The organism is Bacillus massilinigeriensis, from assembly GCF_900117315.1.
GTDB classification, from domain to species: Bacteria; Bacillota; Bacilli; order Bacillales; family Cytobacillaceae; genus Bacillus_BE; species Bacillus_BE massilionigeriensis.
Window position 1 is genome coordinate 3,677,308 of record NZ_LT630337.1, and the last position, 24,656, is coordinate 3,701,963.

The following is a 24,656-nucleotide window of genomic DNA, read 5'->3' on the forward strand; positions in this document are numbered from 1 at the left end:
TGTCACCCTTGTTCAAGGGTGACAGGCACCTTTTTTAGACAATTTCTCTCATTTTTTCGCAAAACACTATAGTCATAGATTAAACTTTTATAGTAAAATTTTGAGAGATACATAGATTGTTAGATTCATTGGGGGGACAACTTTGAGAAAGCTTAAGATTTTTATTATTACGGCCATTTTCCTATTTTCAGGCCTAACATTTGGGGACTTTGCTGAAGCGAAGAGCCAGATTGTGAATCCAAATCAAACCTACACCTATAACGAAATGGTCCGAGACATTAAATTATTGCAGAGAAAATACCCCGACTTAATTCATGTTAAAGTCATCGGGAAATCGGAGTTTGGACGAGACATTTATGCCTTTTCTGTCGGAAAAGGAACATCCACTGTTTTTATTAATGGCTCTCACCATGCTCGCGAATGGCTAACAACCAACTTAAACATGTATATGGCAGATCAATACGCCTACGCCTATACTCATAAGCAAAAAATCAATGGTTATGATGCTTATAAAATTTTGAACTCAACGACGATTTGGTTCGTACCCATGGTCAATCCAGATGGAGTAACCCTTCAACAGTCAGGATTAAAGGCATTTCCAAAAAAGTATCATAAAGCAATAATCAAAATGAACGACGGCAGCAAGAACTTTAAAAGATGGAAAGCAAACGGGAAAGGCGTGGATTTAAACCGCCAATATGACGCCAATTGGAAGTACATAAAAGGTCCTTCCTCTCCATATTATAAAAATTATAAAGGGAAAGCCCCTGAATCAGCTGCAGAAACAAAGGCTCTTCTAAAATTTGTGGAAACAATCAATCCAGAGATGGCCGTTTCCTATCACAGCACAGGGGAAATTCTCTACTGGAAGTTCAAACAAGCTGGTGAACGATATAAACGAGATCATGCTTTTGCAAAGAAAATTGGTAGTATGACAGGCTATTCGTTAATGTATCCAAGCAACAAGCCTGGCACAGGCGGTGGAGGCTTCACTGATTGGTTTGTCGACGCCAAAAAACGTCCAGCCTTTACACCAGAAATCTCAAGATACTATACAGAAACCAATCCACCTATCTCCGAATTTCCAAAGGCATGGCGTGAAAATAAAGCGATTGGACTGTATGTTGCCCAAGAAAGCACCAAACTATTCGACAAACGCTATCAAAAATCAGTTGATCGCTTAGTCGGCCAGTATAAAACCTTAGAAAATGAAACTAAGAAACTAAAAACTTATTATTATACCAATGTAAAATCAACAAATGATTTAAAAATCGAGCAAAAATTCACAGACATTTATAACAAAGTGAAAAAGGAATCTGCAAAGCTAGAGGCTTCTGCTAAAAAGCTTCCGTCCAAATACAAAAGCAAATATACAAAATATCAATCCAACATTAAAAATTATTTAATGTACTCAGGATACTATACAACTAGCATCAAGGCTGGGGATCAGCTTGCTACCTTAAATCAAAGCTTCACTGAAGCATTAAGCCAAGCGGAATCCATTCAGCCTAGCACAGCACAAGCCTTTGACCAATTAATTGCAGCTAAAACAAGCAGTGAAAAGGCTATTGCAAAAATGTATGGAAAAATGGCACGTACCTATGCCACAACAAAATATATTGAACCAGCCCAAGCAACAATCAATAGCATCCAAAATGAAATGGATCGCTACAACCTATTGAGTGAAATCGAAAAACAAATCAATGAGAAGAATGCAGATGGTGCAAGGGAAAATCTTGCGAAGGTCATCCTGCTTGAAGAAGCATCAGCTAAGGTTTATCCGAAAATTCATCAGGCATTAGTGGATAGACGTGTAGCTGTTGAAGGTCAATTGAAGGTTTTGGAGAATAGTTTAAATGGTCAGGTTGTTGCTAACTAGTAATTTGAACAAACACTTTTAAAAGACGAATCTTTAGGTTATATTTTAAATCAGCACCGTATGTTTACAACGTCCAGGAGGATTAACTTCTGGGCGTTTGTTGTATGGCTGTTTGGGTTGATGTTGTTTGTGGCCTTGTCATCATAATTTTGAGGCTGTCAGGTGGGGTTAGCCCGTGTTTTCACGGGTTCTGGTGTCGAGCTTACAACAAAACCCACTGGTAACTTTTTTGCATTGCCTCAATTATTCTTCTATACTAAATTAGAATAGGGATAATAAAAAAGTAGTCATATTTGTGAACATATTACATTTGTGTTACTCTTTATTAATGAATATTTCTATCCGGCAATACTTTATGATAAAGTTATTATTGGCTGTGGTCTATTAGATATATCGGGAGGGATATAGTAATACAATGAGCGAACAAGATCAAACAAAAGACCTTTTGGAGCAATTGAAGGAAAATCCTCCAAAGGTTATTGGTGGATATAAAAAGCAAGGCTGGGCCGTTAAGGTGTTAGAGAATATCAGCAATGAGACGATCGAATTCGAAGAAGATGGAACAGTAACGGCAAAATCGATCTTATTAGCAAACGATGAAACATACTACCCTGCATTTTTAACGCTAGATATGGAAAATAAGGGACAAGTTATTGGAGCTTATTTAATTTCAGAAGAGGAAGACCAATTTATTTTGATACCTTTTGAAATTGCCAAAGATTTCTTAAATAAATCCGACGAAGAACTACTGCCACTTAAATATCGAACTCTTGAAAAAATCGAAGGGGACGAAATTCAGCAAAATTGGCCTGAATTTATTTAAAAAACTCCATCTCAAGTAGGAGAACGAAGGCACTTGACTAGCAAGTGCAAGTAGACGTCCAACTTTACACTTTTTTAATCGACCAGCCCGTAAACGTGGGATCATATAAAAAATCAATAAAGGCTGACTCAAAAAGATACTACCCATTTCAAATAAGCTACTATGGGTCTCTCTCTTGCTGGGTCATGCCTTTTTTGATATCAAAAAGGTGGTACTATCAATGTTAAAATTAAGAAACTGCTTATCTATTAGTCTCTTAGTCTCCATAGCTCTTTTTTTCTTACTTTTACCGCCTCAATCGGCCTTTGCCGCTAGCAAAACATCCACACTTGTCAATGACGCCATCAAAGCGGGAAATGCATTAGCAAATGTGAGCTTAGTAGAAAAAAAGGCAACAGGAAAAAATATTCCATCAAAAGAATATTCGGCTGCAGTGAAAAAATACACCAGCGCCAAAAAGGCAGTCGATAAACTCTCCAGTAAGCAAAGAAAGCCTTACGTCTCCAAGCTTGCGAACGTGAAAACGCAAATCGACAGAGGTAAAAAATATATTACGGCTGTAACAGCTGGAAAAGCCATTGAGAAGAAAAGGAGCACTTTTACCAATCTCATTAAGTACGGAAGGCTGGATCAAAAAACCATTGATGCCTATACAAGCCTTTCAACAGAGGTGAAAAAGAATAGCTCTAAGTTCAATTATGTATATGGATCAAAATCACGAGACACAGTCAAAAAACTTTATCTTACACCAGCCAATAAAGTGATTGCCGACTATTATGATACCTTTAGAGTTAAAAAAGCCATCAACGATACGAACACTCTATTAAAAAAGGAAACTACGTCCGCTAAACTAGCAAGCACTTACAAAACGATTGTTTTTTACATCGACTCTGTCAAACAGAGCGCGTTGAAGAAATCGTTAAAGCTAGAGGTCGTCAAGCTAAATGCAGCCATTCCAAGCGAATATCAAACAGGGACATTAGCCAAACTAATGTCAATGGATACAAACTTTAACGAACTAGATCGTCTAGTTTCACCAGGAAAATCAGATGCAAAGGTGCCTGAAATTTATAATCAGCTCACATCAGATATTAAGAGCTTCACTTCATCTGAAAAAGCGCTTTTAGATAAGCGTTTTAAAGCCATTATGGCCCAGCTTCCTTTAAACGTGAAGGATATTAAAACCTTATTGACGAAAGCAGCTGTGGCGAATGGCGTTCCTCCAGAGGTAGTTAAAGCCATTGCGATTACGGAAAACGGAAGGCTGCTCCAGTTTACGTCAACTGGCGAGGTTTTCAAAAGCGCAGATAACGGTTATGGCATCATGCAGGTTACACCACAGTCCGAAAACGATCAGCAATATGATTGGGAAAAAGTAAAATACGACATCAACTATAATATTGAAACGGGTGTCGAGATTCTTTTGAAAAAATGGAACTATGCCACTGCGGCTAATCCTATCATTCCAAGGATGAATGGACATGAAAAAAATATCCTTGAAAACTGGTATTTCGCTATCATGGCCTATAACGGGCTATCCTACCGAAATAACCCAATCGTCTCAAGCAATCCTTACCAGGTTAAGGTGTACACTTATATGGCAGACCGCGCCTTAGTATCACCTTACGTCTTGAAAAAAGAAGAATTGAAGATTAATAAGGATGAAGTGACTGGGCTTCTTTCATTTAAGGAAAAAATGACTTATACAACAAGTACAAAAACCCGCTCCACTCAGCTTTACACAAAAGGAGCAGTAATCAAAATTAGCTCTGCGGCAAACTTCCGCAAGTCACCATCAACAAGCGGCACAAAGATAAGAACCTTATCAAGCGGTACGACCGTAACGATTCTTGGCGGGCCATATGAAGATACCTCAACCGCAAACTTATTCAACTGGTTTAAGGTGTCAGTTAAAGGATCTAAAGAGGTTGGATATTTAGCATCCTCTAATTTAAAATAGTTGTTTGTTAGATTTTGATTTTTATATTGAAATAGACTTTTAGAACCTCTGAAGAAGACGTCAAAGTGGCGCTGTTTTTCAGAGGTTTTTGTGTGGAGAGACTTACGACTTTATCAAGTTGGACTCGAAGGTTTCCCTATTTTTGAAAAGAAAGGGAGCAAAAAAGCGAGCCCGCAAATTCATGCAGACCCGCTTCTCATTTTTTATTCCGCCTTCTGTTGCGCTGGAGGATATACCTTCCAGCTTGCTAAATTTGGCTCTGGTTTTAATACAAGCTGAGCAGGGAAGATAAATGTCCATGGCTTGCTTGTATTGGCTTTTACTTCAAATTGATCTAGCTTGAAGCCGCCTTGGCAGACGATATCTCCGTCAGCATCTTCGACGATTAATGGAATTTGCTCTAATTGAATGTTCTTTGTGCTACCGTTACGGATGAGCACAGTAACCGCAAAGGCATGATCTTGAACAAACTTCGCTTCGATTCCCATGAAGTTAACTTCACCCTGGGATAGCTTTGGTAAGCCCGCAACTAGTTTTTCAAGATGTTCTCTTTGATTTGGTGCTAATTGATTTTCCCAGCTAGCCTCTAGATCGAGCTGATGCGGACGATCCTTGCTCTTTAATTCAAAAGCAATCGTCCAATCTCCTTCACCAGGAACTTCCTCTGTTAATCTTGAATCCTCTGTGAAAAGGAAGGTCCAAGGCATACAGGATTTGGGTGCAAGGTCTATTAAGTCATCCATGTCAAAGGTTTGCTTCGCAATTGGTTGTTTTTCTTTATTTAAAATAATTAGATCGACTGACTCAAAATGAACGGATTTTGGTAAGGTATTACGTAAAAAGGCAATAACAAACAAATTCCCTTCATGTTCATGAAGCTTCAAGCCTGAAATGGAAATTTGATTTTCCTTCAGCTTTGGCAGTCTTAGATGATGATAGCGATATACATATTTTTCTTGAGGGGTCATGAATAAGTCGGGATGAAAAATCAAAGTGGTCTCGACTGTCTCTTCATTTTCTTCCGTTACTTCATTCTGACCAGGAACTAGTTCCTTTTCGACCTCTGTAGTCTCTGTTGAATTCTTTTTTTTACGAAAAAGGGCCATTTTATTCCTCTTCCTCCTCTTCATCCTCTCGGCGGTTGTCCATTTCAAACTGGCTTTTTACATATTCCATAAAGCGAATGCTGATTCCAGCTTGAATGGTGAACAATAATTCATGGAACATTTCTAAAGCATCTTTTTCATATAGACGATATGGGTCTTCCTGTCCATAGCTCTTGAGGTGCATACCGTCTCTCATGCTGCCCATGAATTCGAGATGCTGAATCCAGTTTGTATCGATTTGGTGAAGCATGAAGTTCTTTAACTGTCTACGTAGGTTCTCGTCGTCCTGCAGACTGATGATTTGTGATTTTAGATTTTCATATTCAGCCATCACTTTATCTTCAATTTCTAGTCTATCTAGGTCAACAATGTCTTCGTACTTCCAATCGAAGTTTAAGAAGACAAGGCTTAATTCTTCTAATAATGCCTTTGGATGGATAACCTCGCTGCCCTCTGGATAGTTTTTACCCACAACGGCTTTTACATAGTTATCAAGGTATTCAATTAACTCAGCGAACATTTCATCTGGTGTGATTTCTAGAATGCGATCTCTCATGGAGTAAATGACCTTACTTTGCTGGTCAGTTACGTTGTCAAGCTTGAGTAGATGACTTCTGCTTGAGTAATGCATATTTTCAACGGTTTCTTGAACCTTTTTAACATATTTCAGTGGATCTGGAGAAAGGATTCTTCCTGTTTCGTCCGTTTTGACCTTTTTCTCATAGCGTTCTTTTTCTTCTTCATCGTAGTACGTAAATAAGTCATCTTGGATGGAGACGATAAATTGGGTTGAGCCTGGGTCCCCTTGACGTCCAGAACGACCACGAAGCTGCATATCGATACGGTTGCTTTCATGGCGCTCCGTTCCGATGATGTGAAGACCTCCCAATTCCTTGACCCCTTCACCTAGTAAAATATCTGTACCACGACCAGCCATATTAGTTGCTAGCATGACTTGACCTTTTTGTCCGGCCATAGAGATGATTCTCGCTTCATCCTCTTCCGTTTTAGCATTTAATAGCTGATGCTTAATCTTTGCCTTTTTCAAGTAGCCTGATAGTTTTTCAGATTGCTCAATAGAGGTTGTCCCAATGAGGATTGGTCTACCTTGTCCATGCAATCTAGCTACTTCTTCAACGATTTTTTTCACCTTAGATTCATAGTCAGCATAAATTAAGTCTTCTAAATCCTCACGTTGAATTGGCATATTTGTTGGAATGGTAACAACTCGCAAACGATAGGTTTCCCAGAACTCTTGCTTAGAAGGTGTAGCACTTCCTGTCATTCCGGCAAGTGATTTATACATTCTGAAATAGTTTTGGATAGTAATCGTTGCTTGTGTTTCATTTTCCTCAGAGATTTCTAGGCCCTCTTTTGCCTCAATCGCTTGGTGTAAGCCTTCACTAAAGGTACGTCCCTCCATGATACGGCCTGTAAACTTATCAATAATAAGAACTTTGCCTTCTTTTACAATGTAGTCAACATCTCTATGCATGATGGTATGTGCTTTAAGTGATTGCATGACATTGTGAACAAGCTCTTGGTGCTCTGCGTCATAGAGGTTTTCTAAACCGAATGCCTCTTCAAACTTAGCGGCACCTTTATCGGTTAAATACACCTGCTTTGTTTCTTGGAAAAGCTCGTAATCCACATCTTCCTTAAATTCTTTAATGATGGAGGATGTGATATAGAAAAGCTCGGCACCTTCATCTGATTTGTTTGCAATAATTAAAGGTGTTCTTGCTTCATCAATAAGGATACTATCAATTTCATCGACAATAGCATAATGAAGTGGCAGTTGAACCTTCTGCTCCTTGTCATACACCATATTGTCACGTAAATAGTCAAATCCAAATTCCGTACCCGTTCCATATGTAATGTCCGCTCTGTAGGCAGCCATTTTCTCATTTGGTTCCATTTGAGAAATGTTTAGGCCAACGGTTAATCCCAAGAATTGATGAACCTGACCCATGAGCTCCATATCACGGCGAGCTAAGTATTCATTCGCTGTAATAATATGAACACCCTTTCCTTCTAGGGCGTGCACATAGCTTGGCAACGTTGCAACAAGCGTTTTTCCTTCTCCTGTGTTCATTTGAGCGATGCTATTTTCATGAAGAACAAATCCCCCAATGAGCTGAACATCATAATGTCTCAACCCAAGAACACGCTTTGAAGCCTCACGAACTACAGCAAAAGCATCTATTTTAATATCATCAATAGATTTTCCTTTTTCTAGCATCTCTTTAAATTTTGTTGTCATATCTCGAAGCTCTTCATCCGTCATTTTTTCATACTTTGCCTCGAGCTTATTTACTTTTTCTACTAATTTATACAGTCTTTTAATATCCTTTGAGCTGTCGTTAAAAAGTTCCTTCACTCTGGTAATCATCTGTTTTCTCCTCTGCTACCAATAAATAATTATCTAGTCGAATTATATCATATTGTGGAAATGAATGTTGATATAACAGAAATTACCTGATGGAGGTGTTGGGGTATAAGTTCTTTTATAAATGGGAGTCTTTTTGAGTGGGATTGGGGTTTCACACATATTAATTGGGTTTTACGAATTTAATGGTTTCTGAGAGTTATTTTGGGTTTTACGAGTTTTTGGGTTCTGCGAGTTAGTTTGGGTTTCCGTGAGTTTTTTGGGTTCTGCGAGTTAGTTTGGGTTTCCGTGAGTTTTTTGGGTTCTGCGAGTTAGTCTGGGGTTCCGTGAGTTTTTTTGGGTTCTGCTAATAAGCCCAGCTTTTCGCGAATAATGTTGTATTTTTGAGAATATCCCATAAATATCGCGAATATTTCAGCCTTTTTGCGAATAAATTTTATGTTCGCGAATAAAAGTACACTTTTCGCGAATAAATTTTGATTATCGCGAATATTCCTTGGATTTTCGCGAAAAAAATGGAAATTTCGCGAATAAACATGTTCCAACCCCTTACTTTTGAAGTTAAACTTCAGCTGCAGGCTAAAAACAGCAGCAAAATTAGGATTCAAATCCTTTTAGTTACCATTTTTCTTAAAAAAACATGTACAAATCAACCGTTCTCCCCTTACCTCCCAACAGCCCCGCTCAAAAATAGTCCAAAATAAAAAAGCAGAGCCGAAAATCAACTCTACCTTTTCATTCTACCAATCCAAATCTAAGCTCTTTTACCAAATACAGATTGTGAAATTACAACATGGTTCAGCTTCTCAAGGAATTTATCATTCAGTACCTTTATAAAGGTTCCCTTCATTCCTAAGGATTTTGTCTCAACGACACCTGCACTTTCTAACTTTCTTAATCCATTCACAATGACGGAGCGAGTAATTCCAATTCTGTCGGATATTTTTGAAGCAACTAGAAGGCCGACTTGCCCATCAAGTTCATCAAAAATGTATTTCATGGCCTCCAGCTCACTATAGGAAAGGGAACGAACGGCCATGCTGACCATCGCCTTTCTACGTGCTGCTTCTTCAGCTATTTCTGACCTTTTTCGCATAATTTCAAGGCCTACTGCTGTTGCACTGTATTCATTTAGTAGAATATCATCATGATCAAATGCATCATTTAAACGGGAGAGGATTAAGGTACCAAGGCGTTCCCCACCTGAAATAATTGGCACAATAGTTGTTAAACCATTTTTAAACAAATCCCTGTTTTCAACAGGAAACGCAGTATATTTACTTTCCACATCTAGGTTAATATTGGTTTCTTGAATTTGGGATAGGCTCTGAATATATTCATCTGGAAATTGACGTGCTCCCACGATTTTTTTCATCCGTTCACTTTCAATTGGTTGGATGATGGCATAACCTAGTAACCCACCTTTTTCGTTTACAATAAAAACATTTGCGTTAATTACTTCACACAAAGTCTTAGACATTTCCATAAAATAATCAGGAACATTGACCTTTTGTAGCATAGCGTTTATTTTTCGAATTTTATTTAATAAGCTCATATTGATTCCTTATGATTCCTAGAATTAGGAGTTGATTTTAGAACATTGCAGTCACTTTATATCTTTTATCCGTAAAAAAGACAGAGCCCAAATTGACTCTGCCATCCTGCTATTAATAATTCACTTTAAATTTATATGGAATATCTCGACTTCCGTACTCAACAACCATATAATAGGTGCCTTTATTTAATGTTTTAATATATCTTTCATAGCCTGATCCTGAGCTGCCATTTCTTGTGTAGAAATAGGAGATTCGTGTTCCTCTGCTATTTAGAATGTTCACCTTCCAATAGGTGTTCGTGTTTCGTGCGGCATAGAAGTATACCTTTTTCTTTTTGCTGACGTTGAATTTGAAGAAGTCGACATCACTGTAGCTTTGGAGAACACCTTGATAGTACTTACCCGTTCTGATGGAATTTGCCTTTGTTCTACTGTTGTTGAATTCCTTCTCATAGTATTCGCTCGCTACGTAGCTGACTCTTAGTGAATATTCGTTATCTGTCGAGCCACTATTGACGACAACATAGTAGGTTCCCTTTGGTAAGCCAAGGTAAAATTTCTGTGTTCCAGTCACATAGATATTAGAATCTGTGTACCGATCTAAGTATACTTGCCCTTTAGAATTTATGATGGTCACATACCAGTACTTAGATGGCATTTTCGTTATATTTAATGCAATATTACCATTTTTCTTGAGGGTAAATTTGTAATAATCCTTGTCACTATAATGCTGTCTTGAGCCTTTATAGGTTTTGTTTAAGCTAATGCTTGTGGCTGTTTTTGTTGTATTGTTGACTTCTTTTTCATAGTAGCCCGTTTTATAGGTAGCCACAAATTGATACTGTTCCTTTGAATTACTTCCGGAAGTGAATTGTAGGTAGTAGCTCCCCTTTTTTAATCCGATCTTTCTAATATCTTTACCAGGGAGTCTTTCCGTATGGAAGTCGTCAATAACATAGCCTGTTTTGATATCCACTAATTCTAAATACCAATCTGCTGTTTCGCTTCGTGTAAATTCTAGGTTGAGCTGTCCATCACTTGGCATCGTTATCTTGTAGGTAGGCTTATTGGAATAATCATATATTCCTTTGTAGGTCTGTTTAAAAACTAAATCTGTTACGTTCAAATCTGCGGATGCTTTGCCTTGTGGAAGAACCAATGATAAAACAAAAATTAGGATTATTCCTATTAAAGGAATTTTACGATTCATACATCCTTCATCCTTTCCGATTTTCCTCTTAACACCAAAATCATTTTATATTCAAAAAAGGATAAAAAGAAGTAATTTTCAGTAAATTGAACACTAAGCACCATAAGCTAGTACTATAGTGCTAAACCCTGGGCGGGAATTTATTACTGCATTTAAGGAAAAAGGTGACAGGCACCATCCAGAAAATGGATGGTGCCTGTCACCTTAATTTATTTGGATTTCTCCGACAAAGTTTCCGGTTCCGTGGGCGTCTTGTATGGTGATGCTAAAGGAGTATGTCCCTTTTGTCACTTGGTTTCCGCTGTTGTCCTTCCCATTCCAGGTGAAGGAGTAGGAGCCTTTTGTTTGAGTATTCTCATTATAGGAATAGATGACGCTTTCCCCTTTCTTAATTTCAACCTTCACATTGCCTGTTTTTGAGATAGAATATGGAACGCTTAAGGTTCCCTGCAAATTATAAACAATTTGGGCTGTCGACTTAACCTCTGGTTTTGTCCAATCCTCTGTGTTGAAAGCCTCACTCTGGATAGTAGTCAAATTGCCCGCTCGATCCCTTAATTCTACTAATAGCTGATAGGACCCTACATCCACATATGACTTTTGGTCGTTCGTTCCATCCCAAGTGATTTCATAGGTGCTCGGACTCAATGCTTTATTGTTCAACAATTTCTTCACCTTCGTACCTGATGTAGTGGTGATATAGGCGGTTGCTGTCACATTTTCATTGAACGTTAAATCTCCCACCTTCTTCATTGTTCCATCTATGATAAAGCTTTGCACTCCTGTTAAAGTATTGTCGCTTGGAGGAACTGTATCCATTTGGACGTTAAAATATTTTGCTGTTCCTTTTCGTTTACTAGAATCGATGATCGTAAACTGTACTCTATAATTACCATCTACTAGAGTTCGTCCAACATTATTTTTACCATCCCATTGGGCATAGTATTTCTTACCGCCATAGAAGGATTTTCCACTCCAAAGCGTTCTTACATATTTACCGTTTTGATCATAAACTCTTACTGAAATTCTTGCATTCTCATTTAATTTGAATGGAATGCTAAGATTTTTTACATTTGGTGAGAACTCTCCATTTGTTTCGTAAAGGGAAATGGAAGGATTCACTTGATTCTCGACCTTGACGGTTTTTATTTTATAATACGATTTTTTACTTGTTGTTAATCGGACGACCATGGAATAGGTGCCATTTGAAGCATATGCTCCAGTATCAAGCTTTCCATCCCAGTAAGAGGTCATTCTTTTTCCAGAAGACTTGGCTGAGGTTAGCTTTCGAACAGCCTCACCCTTTGAATTCCTAACATACACTGTAACGGTTGTCCCACTTTGTGGTGTGAAGGAAATAGCATGCTTGTTAGTCCCCTTCATGGTAAAAGTCGATGCCGTTTTTATATCCTTTACCGCCGGGGTAGTATTTTTTACCGCTTTATACGCATCAATTCGTCCATAGCCATATAAGGAATCCCAGCCATTTCTTCCAAGGTCAGCGGTTGACTTTTTCAAAATATCCTTCACCTTTGCTGGTGAAAGGAATGGATTTTTGGAAAGAACCAGGGCTGCTACACCGGATACTACAGGTGAAGCCATCGAGGTGCCGTCCATTGCCGCATAGCGCTTATAAGGAACAGTAGAATATATATTTTCACCTGGTGCCGAAATATCAATGTAAGAGCCATAGTTGGAAAAATAGGTAATTTCATCATATGAGTCTGTTGCGCTAACTGCAATCACGGAATCAAAGGATGCAGGATACGGCTTTAAGTACGTATCATCATTCCCAGCAGCAGCTATCACGGTAATTCCATTAGCTTTAGCATAATTGACCGCTTCTTCTAAAATAGAACTATAGGAATAGCTTACTAGACTCATATTAATGACATCTGCTTTATGGTCTACTGCATAGGATATCGCTTTAACGATGGTCATCATATTTGCCCTTGATCCCGAGAATACATTAATAGGCATAATGCTTACATTGGGAGCGACCCCGACTGTTCCAGATCGATTGTTGGCAGCTGCAATGATTCCGGCAACATGCGTTCCATGCTCATCAGGTGTGTAGGAGGTGCTGTTGTTCACCATATTATATGGGTCAACGATTTTGTTTTTTAGTTCTGGATGGTCCTTTTGCACCCCTCCATCAATGACAGCAACCTTTACCTTTGATGAACCTTTCGTATCATCCCAAGCTTTTGGAGCTGAGATTCTCTTTAAGTACCATTGCTTTTTATAGCCAGCGTCACTAGGTGAAAAGGTGCTCTCCACCTGGTAGTTCGGCTCAACATGCTCGATTATCTTATTTTCCAGTAATTCCTTAGCAAGTGTTTCGAGATCTGTGCCATTGGGAACGGAGACAAGTGATAGATTTCCAATCTTCAAATAATCCTTCTCTACTAGATTATTAGATTGAAGGAATTTTTTCTTTTCTAAGCTAGAAACCGAGTAATGAAATTTAATTATTAATTCCTTGTTACTAAATTCTTTTTCCTCACTAAACATGGCGGCAGTACTTTTCTCTATTTGATCATTAGGAATGTGCTGCTCCGAAGCAGAGACGTTTATAGAAACGAGTGTTAGAAAGAAAAGAGAAAAAAAGACTGAGCCAATATATTTCACGGTCAAACTTCCCCTCCGATAATTTCACTTCTGAATCTTAAATTTATTATCTCTCTATTATATTGGAAATCAAGTAAAATTTGGGAGGTGACAGGCACCATCCATTTTTTGGATGGTGCCTGTCACCTTGTATTTACTTTTTCCTTTAGCATGATAAAAGCAATATTATCGCTATATACCATTGCCTTTTTGACTAAATCTCGAATTGTATATTTAGATCCGACTTTAGCATATTGAATAACTACGCTCCCACCATAATAGTGATAGCTCTTGTATGTAAGCTTTTGATTGAGATTGATTTTTTTCTGAGAGGCGAGTTCCATGACATATAGGACCAATGGTAGCTTAATCGTGCTAGCTGCTGAACGAGAGGCTTTGGCATTGATTTGATACTCATCGCCATTCGTTAAATCCCGATATTGAAGCGTAATATCCCCGCCATTTTTCTTCATATAAGACTTTCTTTAGTGCTTGTGCAAGTCCTGAATTGAAAGTTTCTGTCGAGGATGAGGTTCTAGCTGAAGTTTTCATAGGTAGCGTGAGCATAGAAAAAGATAGAATAATAGCTATGAAAATAGTAAACCCTTTATTACGGAAAAACACAACTTCACATCCTTTTTTCTTCTATTATAACAAATGAGGTGCCAGGCACCATCCAAAAATTGGATGGTGCCTGGCACCTTGAATTTCCTTCCTCTTTTTCCTATTATTATAGTAGAAAAGGATGAGGAGGTTATTATGAGGAAATCTTTTTTTCTATTATTACTAGTTTCATTTATACTCATTTGTCTACCAAATGATTCGACAGCATTTGCAGAGGGGGATCAACCAACAACGGTAAATGATCCAACGACAAATCCAACCCCTCCTGATAGCCCTTCAGTGAAAGAAATAACAAATGTGATGAAAACCATATCAGGAACAGCAGAACCCAACAGTACAGTTTGGCTCGTCGTCAACAATTCAAAAGAATATACAGTTAAACTAGATGACTCTAGCTCTTTCACCATTCAATTGGAAAATTCTAAACCATTGAATTCCGGCACAAAAGTATCCATTTATGCTGTGAATAACGCTGGGATGAAAAGCGCCGAATTAAAGTTAACCGTTAAGGATAAAATTCCTCCTGCTACACCAAAGGTTAATAAAATTTCAACCCAGTCCTTCTCTATTTCCGGAACAACCTCTGCAAAGGCAAAGGTATACATTAAACGGAATAGTAAGAGCTTTAAAACCCTAACAGCTAGCTCTACAGGGAAATTCTCTATGAGAATCCCGCTCCAAAGCGCTGGAACTACCTTTGAAGTATATGCTATTGATGCTGCAAAAAACAAAAGTAACTCGACGAAAATAAAAGTCTATTCAAAGGCAAGAGCAAGCAAAAAAATTGTATCGGCCCCAATTATTAAACAAATGCCGGCCCTGCCGCGTGGCTGTGAGGTAACAAGCCTTGCCATGCTCCTTGGGGACGCAGGAATTAATGCTAATAAAATGACTCTTGCCGCTAAGGTAAAAAGGGACCCAACCCCTTACAGAATAATCAAAGGCAAAATCCATTTTGGCAACCCGCATTATGGATTCGTTGGCAATATGTATACATTCAGCAAACCTGGTTTTGGTGTTTTCAACAAACCCATCGAGCAGCTCGCTAAACAATACCTACCAAATCGAATAGTCAACCTAACCAAAGGTTCATTTGATACCGTCTTAAACTACGTTTCCGCTGGAAAACCGGTATGGGTCGTCAATACAAGCTGGTTCAGCCGTGTCCCAAGTAGCTATTGGCAAACCTGGTATACACCAAAGGGAAAAATTAAGATTACATATAAAGAGCATTCCGTCCTCGTAACAGGATATGACAAAAAATATGTCTACTTCAACGACCCACTTGATGGCAAAAAAAATAAAAAGAAATCACGAAAATCCTTCGTCGAAGGCTGGAAGCAATACGGAAGCCAGGCGATAAGTTATTTCTAAAGGGTGACAGGCACCATCCAATTTTTGGATGGTGCCTGTCACCTTTTCTTCTTCTTCTCATCAAAAAATCCAAGCGAAACAGCTATGGCGACTCCACAAGCAATCCAAACGATTGTGCTCATTTATTCCACCACCTAATATCTCCTTCATTCTAATATATGCACGAATCGATGAAAAAACTGATAAAAAATCCTATTATGGAAAAAGTAAACATGGAGGTGAAATAAGATGCCAGCACATGCATTCGAGGCCATTGCAAAAATCATCCATAGCTTATACGATGATGAACCAAAGCCTGCCCTTCATGTTGGTGAAGTAATGGTTTGTTGGACTTATTTGACGATATTAGAAGAATCGATCGCATTTGAACAGATTGGGATAAACACAACAGAAGACACTGAGCTAAAGAATTTTCTTCATAAAACAATGGGAGCTGCAAGTTCACAGGCAAGAAGACTGAAGGTTTTCCTACAACAGGAAGGAGTCCCGTTACCACCTGCCTCAGAGCCTAAACCCATTTCGGAGCCTAGGGCCATTCCTCTTGGAGCCAAAATGACAGAATCGGAAATTGCCAATTTTGTAAGTGTCAAACTTGCAGTATCCGTAACCACTTGTGCAACAGGTATGTCACAATGCATACGAAACGATGTTGGACTCATGTTTTTTGAATTTCAAACAGAAGCATTGCGTTATGGAGCCATTATTAAATCCATTATGAAAAAACGCGGCTGGCTTAAGAGTCCCCCTTTTTATTACCCACCAGGCCAGCCAAAAAGCTAATTCCTATAAGAAAAACCGGGTGAAATCCACCCGGTCCTTTTGGTTAACTGACATCCGAAGGACTACACCCGATGAGTTTCAGCATACATATATCCATCGATAACCCTGCATAAATTCAAAGATGATTTTCCAATTTTCCATTAATCTAATAAAACAAATACCTAAAGTTTGTCATATACCCCTTACCTGGGTTTCTGGATTTCCTTTACGGACACTGCTTCCGTTATCTTGGTTTTTCCATTTGAACTTTTGGATTTTACGGACTCTCGTTCCGCTAATAGCCCATTTTTATGTGATGTTCTTGTTATTTTTCGCCAATAGCGGATGCTCTGTCCGTTAGTTGCCTCTCTAAGACTGTTTTTATTGATTTAGCGAATCCTGTGTCCGTTACTAAGAAAGGTTGAGAATCACTATTCCCTTGCCGGACACAGATTCCGTTATACCGGTTTTTCCTTTTGTTCTTTACAAACAGAATCAATATCCATAGTGTCACTTTTAAAAAAACACAAAGCCTCCAATTATGAGAATCTCCCCCTAGCCGGATTTAAAATATCAACCTGACTACTAAAAGAATCATTCAAAACAGAAAGCCCTGTGTTTACATTTTTTCAACTAAACTATTCAACAATTTCCTACTCAATCACCATAATCGGCTTCTTCTTTGAATCTAGCCATTTGATGACCGTTAGAAGATCCTTTTCACTAATCGCTACACAGCCCAATGTATATTTCGTATTACTCTTCTTAATATGAAGGAAAATCGCGCTCCCCGCTCCCTTTACAATCGGACTATCATTATAGCGAATAACCACACCATATTTATAAAGCTGATGGGTCATCCTCTCAAATGATTTCCATCTTTTATAAGGGTTTCCCTTATAGGCAACCCACTTATTATAGTCCCTTGATTTCACATCATCGACCCAGTAATCATATTTGGTTGCCTTACGAAATGGATACCGCATTCCTGAAGGCTTACCACCCCAACCAAATGCAGTTCCTAAACGAAAGGTGCCTTTTGGAGTTCTGGCATCTCCCTCTTTCGTTTTCCCTACTCCTTTTTTTCCAATAACAGCAGAAACAGTAGAACCAACCTTCACCCATTTCCCCTTTACTTTTGCATATCGAGTAAGGGTAGCCGCGGTCTTTGTCTTCTTAGAAGCTCTTACGACAAGCTTTTGACTTGCCTCATTTTGTAATTTTTGTTGAGCTGTTAACCGGCTTGCCGCTGACGATTCCTCTGGAAATGTCGCAAGAATACTCCCTACTATGAAAAATACAACAATAAATGCTAAAAATCTTCTCAAATGTATTCCACCCCAATGACTCAGTTATACTTTTGTTTTCCATTATTATGGCAGAAAAATATTATCTTTTAAATAGGGATTGTGAATTTCATAAAAAACTACCATTGTTAAATTTCCCCATTACCATTTAACAAGGAAATTTTTTTAATATAACAACCAAATTATATTATTCCACAATAATAGTGACACTGAACTTGCAGAGAATTATGATAATTACGGAAGCAACATAATATAAGGAGGTTTTCCTAATGAAACGCATTTTTTCTTTCATTGCAGCATTTGTTCTACTGCTATCCTTCTCCTCTCCAACTTTTGCAAGCACAAGCCAATTGCCTATTAAATCGAACAAGGCAACCATCACGATTGAGCCAGGGGAGGTTCCGAAGCTAATTGATTTGAAGGTTGATTTTGGCGACTCAGAATTTTTCGCTGGACAAAATGAAAGCTACATCGATGCCATGGCCATTTACAGCAACGGAAGAACGGCCTATATTACAGATCAAGCAAAAATCCTCTCTAAAAATACAAAGATCGTAAGAATAAACGGTCAATTTTTAGAACCCGTTGGCGCTGGAAAAACTGAAATCCAGGTTACATACCAAGGGCTGACCGTGAAAAAATCTATTACCGTCAAGCCCGCTCCAAGTGGAGAATTTACAATTAAGGGTTCAATTAATTACCGCGCCTTTTATTATCAGGCCAAAAGTGAATCGAACAATTATTACTATTCATATCTAAACCTAAAAGAAAAAAAATCAAAGTCCGGTACTACCTTTAGTGGTGTGAACTGGAGCAAAACCCCTACTATTTATGGAGTCATTAATGTTGGCAACAAAGCTTATTATTTAACAATAACAAAAAGCAGTAACAAGAAAACCATTTCCTTAAGCGCAAAAAATTATTCTGAAGTAACGATTAAGACCCCTATTAAAGGTTTAACCTTTGACAGTATTTCCTTAACAACCTATGACAAAAAGGGAAAACCTCTTTCTGGCGGATCCTTCTACAACCTGAAAAGCGGGAAAATCTATGTCCCTAAAAAGACCTACACAATGGAAATAGTCGGACATAGTGGAAATACTTATTTACAATTCTTTAAATCAAATCTGAAAATCGATAGCGCTAAAGAAACTGTTTCAATCTCATCAAAGGATCTCTCTTCAACCCAACTAACTATCAAGAAAACAACAAAAGCTTCCATTGGATTAAGTAGCTTTTCAGTTCATACAGCTAAGGGGGAAAATTCATATTCCTTCTTTAACAAAAAGAATTTAACTTCAGCAAAAATTTATCTCAATAAATTAAATTATCAAGATGCATTTGCAGACTTAATCGTAAATAACAAATGGCAATATAATTACACCCTAGCTCAAAAGAATTTTACAAAAACAACAAATGTAAACATCAGTGATCATCTAACGGCAAATCTTTCATTTAATCAGGATATGCCCTTTACAGTAGGTGACAGAATCTATTCCGATTCAGAGTCCAATCCATGGACCCAATTAACCTTTGTTCTAAAGGATAGCTATGGCAATACATTGCAATCTATTTATGATAATAAAAGCTCTAATCCCGTTCAGGCATATCTTGTATTCAAAAATTCAGCACATACCTACAAGATACCTGTTGGCACATACTTTAACGGGCTAAACTTCACTCTTCCACCGGAACCAGGAACTTATGAAGTAACCTTTACACTTGAATAAATAAACGATGGGAAGCGTCCTTTGTGGCGCTTCTTTTTTTCCTCCCCTCATATAAATACATGCGCCCCCAAAGAAGCCGGCTCCCTAAAAAAAATTTTCAAACCCATCATTCCGAAAATGTAGTTTTAGGAGAAAAAATAATGAAAATTACTGTTGAGAAGTGTCCTTTTGTGACATTCTATTTCATTTTGTAGCAATAACGGGCGAATTTTGTAATATTCCTGTAACACAAATAGAATGAAACTGTAACCACAAAAGTGAAACTTTTTGAGAGAATGGAACTACGGGAAATTGATAGACTAAATTACTAGATTTGTTACTATAATAGATTTTCGGGGGTAGCTGCATGAAGAAGATTTTCATAACTTGCTTGATATCTTTTGGAATACTGTTTAGCGGTCTTTTCGGTAGTCTTACAACTGAAGCATCTTCCTTTGGGAAAGCTGCAGTTCAAGTGGCAAAAGAACAAATAGGTGTAAGGTATAAAACTGGTGGCTTTTCACCTGCAGGTTTTGATTGTTCAGGTTTAGTCGGATATTCTTTCAAAAAGGCTGGTAAATCTATACCACGCACTGCAAGCGCTATCTTTCATACTGGTAAAAAAGTATCAAAGAAAAATTTAAGAACTGGAGACCTCGTCTTCTTTAATACAAATGGTGTAAGTGTCTCTCATGTTGGAATTTACATAGGCAAAAACAAATTCGTTCATTCCGCTAGTAACGGAGTTCGCATCGATTCCTTAAGCCATGTTTACTGGAAACCACGCTACGTTGGTGCGAAAAGAATATAATACATATGATCATTCAAGGTCTGACATCCTCTGCTATGAGGGGCCAGGCCTTTTTAATTTGGTAAAGTTGATTTTAACCTTGTGCGAGGAAGGATCTTAATTTTACCTTATAAAGAAAAGGCAATTCATCAGTCTAGACACTGTTGAATTGCCTTTTTTATCGATTGCTTGCTCGTGCTCAATCCATCATCTAACCGTGGTACCATCCCGTTTTACAGTTAATTGTTACAAGTTGATACCATTTTCCTTTTCCGTCAAATTGTATATACATAGTGTAAAAGCCCTGATTGCTTGTCACATTAGATTTGACTAATTTTGTTTTATCTTTCTTTGAAACATACTCTTTCTTGATTTCATTAATGACCCTTGTTTTTATTCCTGGTGCCCAGTTGTATGGATTAGCAAAGCTTAGCTGGTGTGTTTTCACATAGGCATATTTGTTTTTATATTTGATTTTGGACCATCCATATTGTTTGTAGGATGGTAAGTTCCCCTGATCCTTACCAATAGGAACGCCACCATAAACGTACACTGTTTGACCAGCTTTAATCTTTCCTAAGGTTTTGTAAGAAGTACCCGGTGAAGATTTTACGACAAGAGCCACTGCTGCATAGGCTTTGTCATAGCTTGCGGCTTGAACATCAGTTGAGTTGAACGTTAATCCTAAAGTCAGTAAACAGATACTTACGAAAAAGGATATAAATTTTTTCATTGTCGATTACTCCCTTGAAGATGTTATTGTAAGTATTATGAAAAATATTACTTATAATTCTATCATAAGCAATACTTTAGAACTAGATTATTAGAATGCGTTCAATCCTATTTCCTAGCAAAAATAACTGACCCGCCACTGCCCTTATGCAAAAACCTACCTTAGCTTCGTTTCCCTGCAAAAGAAAAGCCCCCACCGCCAATAAACCACGCAGTGAAGGCCTCTATTACGTTAAACTATTTTCAAGATACCAGTTAATTCCCAAAAAATCGAACTATAAACCCTTCTTCAATAAAGCTATGCCTACCAAGAAACCCTCACCTTATAAGGATTCATGCTAGCATCTCCATGACTATCCTGAACCTTAATATAGTAAGTTCCTTTTTTCAAGTTAAAGAACAAGGTTTCATTATCGCCTTCTGGGTAGTAGTTGACAGTTTTCAAAAGCTTGCCATCTTTATTGTAAAGTGAAATGGCCCCGTCGATTTCTTTTGAATGGGTTAGAGTGATTTTTCCCTTTGTTGTTTTACTTAAGTTCAATTTGTACCAATCCTTATCACCATAAGCGACTCCTGCGTTGAAATAGCCGCTTGCTTCATAGGCTCTTGAGCTGACCTTTTTCAAAGAAAGTGGTTTGGACGGTTTGTTATTTTTCACAACGCTTTTTGCGTCTTCATCCTTCACATTGGCTGGCTTAACAGAAAGCTTGTAAGGATTTAAGCTAATTGGATCCAAATACTCTGTCAGACCGGTTGCTAGAACAATATAGCTTTTCCCTTTTTTCGCTTGGAAAGAGCCCGATGAATCGCCGTATTCAAAACCATGAACGATGTAGTATACCTTTTCGCTTTCTTTTAAATCAATTTTACGGTTACGGTTTGTATCCTCAATGACCATCCCGATCAAATGGAGATTTTGTTGAAGCTCTTTAGGATACTTGGCAGCATTAGTCTTACTTAATGCGGTCCTTTCAAGGGTTACACCCACTGTGCCATTTGCTTTTGCAGTATAGTAGTATAAGTCTGAATCGAATGGCATCGCTAAGTTTGCAGTAATGCTACTGGATGGTAGATTTTTCGCAACGGTATCATTGTCTTCATATTTATCTTGTGGATTACTAATGATTACTTTTGATGTAAATGAATAATTATCAATGGATAGACTCATATAGTTGGAAGAAATTTTAATATAGTATTCTTCCCCTTTTTTCAATCCAGCATAAAGTTTTGATTTTAATTGGCCTGTCATGGATAAGAAGTCGAAATTATAGGCAATTTGATCGAGAGCAGGATATTTCGTGCCATCCTCTTCCTCATACTCGCTAACTTTATAAACCTCAACCTGAGGAATGTCCTTAAGCTGACCTAAATTGATTTCTAAAATACCAGAATTAGAAGGTGTCAATTTGAAATAATCCTGGTCATCAAAGTTTTGTAAAAATCCTTCGCCTTTTGTACCAATTTCATATGGACGTGCCATAGAACGAATCATTTCAATTTCATTCTTCTGTAAATCTACCCAATTATCTGAAGGATCCTGTGCTCTTTGTTCAATTTTTTGCTTTGCGTAGGTGGCAATATCCATTTTTCCTTCAAGTAAAAGCTCAGCTGGAATATCACCTCTCATTGGTAATCCATCCTCATCATCAAGGGTGGTTCTTCCATCAACGGTTACTTGATATGGAATAGCAGATGGTTCTGCTATTAGGTTGGTAGTAGTTATACTTGAACTGTAATAAGGAATAACTTTATTCGTCACTTCAATGACATATTCCATACCTGGTACAGCTTCAAATGATAGAGTTTCTCCTTCACCTGCGCCTTTGCTGTTTCCAACAAACATTGGTTCTGGTGCTGGCATCGCAAAACCTGGAGGTAACGCCTCACCTGTTCCATCAGCTGGTGGGGCTGGTGGGATTAACATCTCTGCTGGGTACACAAAAATACTAGTATCGATTCCAGGAACACCGGTTGTTGCCACCTGTAAAATTTTTGGCTCCTCTACTTTCACCTTAAAGTAATCCTCATCCCCTTCATCTCCAGTAAATGTTAGGACATTATCACCTGAAGAATAAGGAAAAGCATCAATATTTGTTAAAGTTTCTAGTGTATTGCCATCATCATTAAGCTCGGATACCTTTTGAATAGATAGCTTATATTTCGAAAGGGCACGACTTGTGTCATCAAAGCTTCCATTGGAGTCTTTTACACCAATGGCAAGTGTTCCATCAAACGGTACTTTTAATAATTTTCCTTCTGTTTTTCCAGCTGATGTTGAATTCACAGTATACTCTTGCTTCGCATCAGAAGAGTATAAATGTATTTTCATTTGATAATCAAATTGCTCAGCGCCAGATAAAGTGGTTTGAATATATTCGCCTTTTTTAACTTCGAATTTTTTCCATTGAATTTCGTTTGCTTTTGTTATTTTTCCATCATATTGATAGTTTGTTGTTACTTGGATTTCCTTTGCTGCTGCTAAAATGTCTTTTTCCGTATTAGGGTTCGTGACGGAAGCTGGAATTTTCTTTGGATTAAAAGATAGAGCAGCCACTGGGTTGATTAATCCATTAGCAAATTTCGTATCAAAACCTTTTGAACCTAAATCGGTTGATGTATGTTCAAGAATATATTCAACCTTTTCAGGTGTAAGAGTCGGATATTTGGTTAAAAGTAGGGATGCCACCCCCGCTACGACTGGTGATGCCATAGATGTACCACTCATGTTGCGGAAGCTTGTTTTTCTCTCATACTCATAAATAGTAGAATACACGTCCTCACCAGGTGCCACGACATCCACAGATGGGCCATAATTCGAATAGGCTGATAGCTGTTTATCTTTATTGGTTGAGCCGACACTGATAACCCCTTCTATTGCAGCTGGATAGCTTGGTAAGTCCCACGCCTCATTTCCCGCTGCTGCAACTACGGTTACATTCTTCTTAATAGCTGCTTTTACAGCTTCTTCGATTAATGGAGTTGGGACAGTGGTGCCAAGGCTCATATTGATAACCTTTGCTCCTTGCTTCACAGCGTATAGAATGGCCTCTGCCACATAGTATTCGGATGCGCCTACATCTCTACTAAAAACATCGATAGGAATGATTTTTGCGTTTGGATTGATTCCATATCCACCGACGCCGTTATTTTTCTTTGCAGCAATAATTCCAGCAACATGAGTTCCATGATCCTCCGCATATGGTTGACTCATAGAATCTGGTACGTTATAGCCTGGAAGCAGCTGTCCGCTTAATTCAGGATTACCACCATAAATTCCGGTATCAATGACCGCCACCTTAATACCTTTATTTCCGGCAAGCTTTTGAGCCTTTTCAATATTTAATTGTGAAAGATGATATTGCTTGTCTACTTTTGGATCATTGGTGGAATAGGAAACTAGATTGGCACTCGGACTGACAGATAGTACCTTGTTATTTGCCTGATAGGCCTTTAACGCCTGCTCCATCTTCGTCTTATTATTTAGCTTCACAACCACATAGTTTAAGGATGAAATACTTCGAACTATGCTAGTTCCTGCCTTTTTATGGTCACTTGCTGACAATGGCTTGTCATATTTTATGACCAACGTATCCTTGCTGTAAGGAGAGACTTCTTGTTTTTCGCTTATCTTGCTTTTTAGCGTTTTAAACTTGTTTGCCACTAAATCTTTTACATAACGATCGGTACTTGATGCAGAAGCAATCGATGGTGCAGGTAAAAATGCTGTTCCTACTAAACTAGCACTCAAGGTCCATGCTGCTAGTTTTCGAGTCCATTTCCCCATGTAACTTTCCTCCAATGATTATATATTTTGTAAAATTAAGGTTAT

The 24,656-nt window shown here is 38.2% G+C and carries 16 protein-coding genes; 7 read left to right on the plus strand and 9 right to left on the minus strand.

Features of this window, described 5'->3' with window-relative positions:
• Positions 1-142: 142 nt before the first annotated feature.
• The 3 genes from BQ6100_RS18325 to BQ6100_RS18335 all read left to right on the plus strand — a co-directional run bounded on the left by BQ6100_RS18325 (position 143) and on the right by BQ6100_RS18335 (position 4,662).
• Positions 143-1,879 carry a M14 family zinc carboxypeptidase gene (locus tag BQ6100_RS18325; RefSeq protein WP_075982979.1) on the plus strand — a complete coding sequence of 579 codons (1,737 nt, stop codon included), beginning with the start codon at positions 143-145 and terminating at the stop codon, positions 1,877-1,879.
• A gap of 415 nt (positions 1,880-2,294) precedes the next feature.
• A complete protein-coding gene (locus tag BQ6100_RS18330; RefSeq protein ID WP_075982980.1) occupies positions 2,295-2,702 on the plus strand; it encodes a hypothetical protein in 408 nt (135 codons plus the stop codon).
• Positions 2,703-2,922: 220 nt separating this feature from the next.
• A complete protein-coding gene (locus BQ6100_RS18335; RefSeq protein WP_075982981.1) occupies positions 2,923-4,662 on the plus strand; it encodes an SH3 domain-containing protein in 1,740 nt (579 codons plus the stop codon).
• Between the two features lie 203 nt (positions 4,663-4,865).
• Here the strand turns inward: BQ6100_RS18335 and BQ6100_RS18340 are convergent, their stop codons facing one another.
• From BQ6100_RS18340 to BQ6100_RS18370, 6 genes are all read right to left on the minus strand, one after another.
• On the minus strand, positions 4,866-5,768 hold the full coding sequence (locus BQ6100_RS18340; protein WP_075982982.1) for an accessory Sec system S-layer assembly protein: 903 nt from the start codon (positions 5,766-5,768) through the stop codon (positions 4,866-4,868).
• Position 5,769: 1 nt separating this feature from the next.
• Positions 5,770-8,160, minus strand: coding sequence for an accessory Sec system translocase SecA2 (gene secA2 / locus BQ6100_RS18345; protein ID WP_075982983.1), 2,391 nt, complete (start codon positions 8,158-8,160; stop codon positions 5,770-5,772).
• A gap of 751 nt (positions 8,161-8,911) precedes the next feature.
• A complete protein-coding gene (codY, locus tag BQ6100_RS18355) occupies positions 8,912-9,712 on the minus strand; it encodes a GTP-sensing pleiotropic transcriptional regulator CodY (RefSeq protein WP_075982985.1) in 801 nt (266 codons plus the stop codon).
• Between the two features lie 112 nt (positions 9,713-9,824).
• Positions 9,825-10,922 (minus strand): hypothetical protein, encoded by a 1,098-nt coding sequence (locus BQ6100_RS18360; protein ID WP_075982986.1) that lies wholly within the window; start codon positions 10,920-10,922, stop codon positions 9,825-9,827.
• Positions 10,923-11,126: 204 nt separating this feature from the next.
• A complete protein-coding gene (locus BQ6100_RS18365; protein WP_075982987.1) occupies positions 11,127-13,553 on the minus strand; it encodes a S8 family serine peptidase in 2,427 nt (808 codons plus the stop codon).
• A gap of 122 nt (positions 13,554-13,675) precedes the next feature.
• Positions 13,676-14,005 (minus strand): serine hydrolase, encoded by a 330-nt coding sequence (locus tag BQ6100_RS18370; RefSeq protein ID WP_075982988.1) that lies wholly within the window; start codon positions 14,003-14,005, stop codon positions 13,676-13,678.
• Positions 14,006-14,291: 286 nt separating this feature from the next.
• On the opposite strand from BQ6100_RS18370, the gene BQ6100_RS21325 reads away from it, so the two are divergent.
• Positions 14,292-15,530: a C39 family peptidase gene (locus tag BQ6100_RS21325; protein ID WP_159433172.1), complete on the plus strand. Its 1,239-nt coding sequence runs from the start codon at positions 14,292-14,294 to the stop codon at positions 15,528-15,530.
• 228 nt (positions 15,531-15,758) lie between these two features.
• On the plus strand, positions 15,759-16,310 hold the full coding sequence (locus BQ6100_RS18380) for a DUF3231 family protein (protein WP_075982989.1): 552 nt from the start codon (positions 15,759-15,761) through the stop codon (positions 16,308-16,310).
• A 632-nt stretch (positions 16,311-16,942) separates the two neighbouring features.
• Here the strand turns inward: BQ6100_RS18380 and BQ6100_RS18385 are convergent.
• Positions 16,943-17,617 carry a L,D-transpeptidase family protein gene (locus tag BQ6100_RS18385; RefSeq protein WP_235816547.1) on the minus strand — a complete coding sequence of 225 codons (675 nt, stop codon included), beginning with the start codon at positions 17,615-17,617 and terminating at the stop codon, positions 16,943-16,945.
• A 248-nt stretch (positions 17,618-17,865) separates the two neighbouring features.
• Here BQ6100_RS18385 and BQ6100_RS18390 point away from each other — a divergent pair, with 248 nt between their 5' ends.
• Both BQ6100_RS18390 and BQ6100_RS18395 read left to right on the plus strand, forming a co-directional pair.
• The gene (locus BQ6100_RS18390; RefSeq protein WP_075982990.1) at positions 17,866-19,326 is read left to right on the plus strand and encodes a hypothetical protein; all 1,461 of its coding nucleotides are present in this window, start codon (positions 17,866-17,868) and stop codon (positions 19,324-19,326) included.
• 346 nt (positions 19,327-19,672) lie between these two features.
• Positions 19,673-20,116 carry a C40 family peptidase gene (locus BQ6100_RS18395; protein WP_075982991.1) on the plus strand — a complete coding sequence of 148 codons (444 nt, stop codon included), beginning with the start codon at positions 19,673-19,675 and terminating at the stop codon, positions 20,114-20,116.
• 190 nt (positions 20,117-20,306) lie between these two features.
• Here the strand turns inward: BQ6100_RS18395 and BQ6100_RS18400 are convergent, their stop codons facing one another.
• Both BQ6100_RS18400 and BQ6100_RS18405 read right to left on the minus strand, forming a co-directional pair.
• Positions 20,307-20,828: a cell division site-positioning protein MapZ family protein gene (locus BQ6100_RS18400; protein ID WP_075982992.1), complete on the minus strand. Its 522-nt coding sequence runs from the start codon at positions 20,826-20,828 to the stop codon at positions 20,307-20,309.
• Positions 20,829-21,131: 303 nt separating this feature from the next.
• On the minus strand, positions 21,132-24,611 hold the full coding sequence (locus tag BQ6100_RS18405) for a S8 family serine peptidase (protein ID WP_075982993.1): 3,480 nt from the start codon (positions 24,609-24,611) through the stop codon (positions 21,132-21,134).
• Positions 24,612-24,656 lie beyond the last annotated feature (45 nt).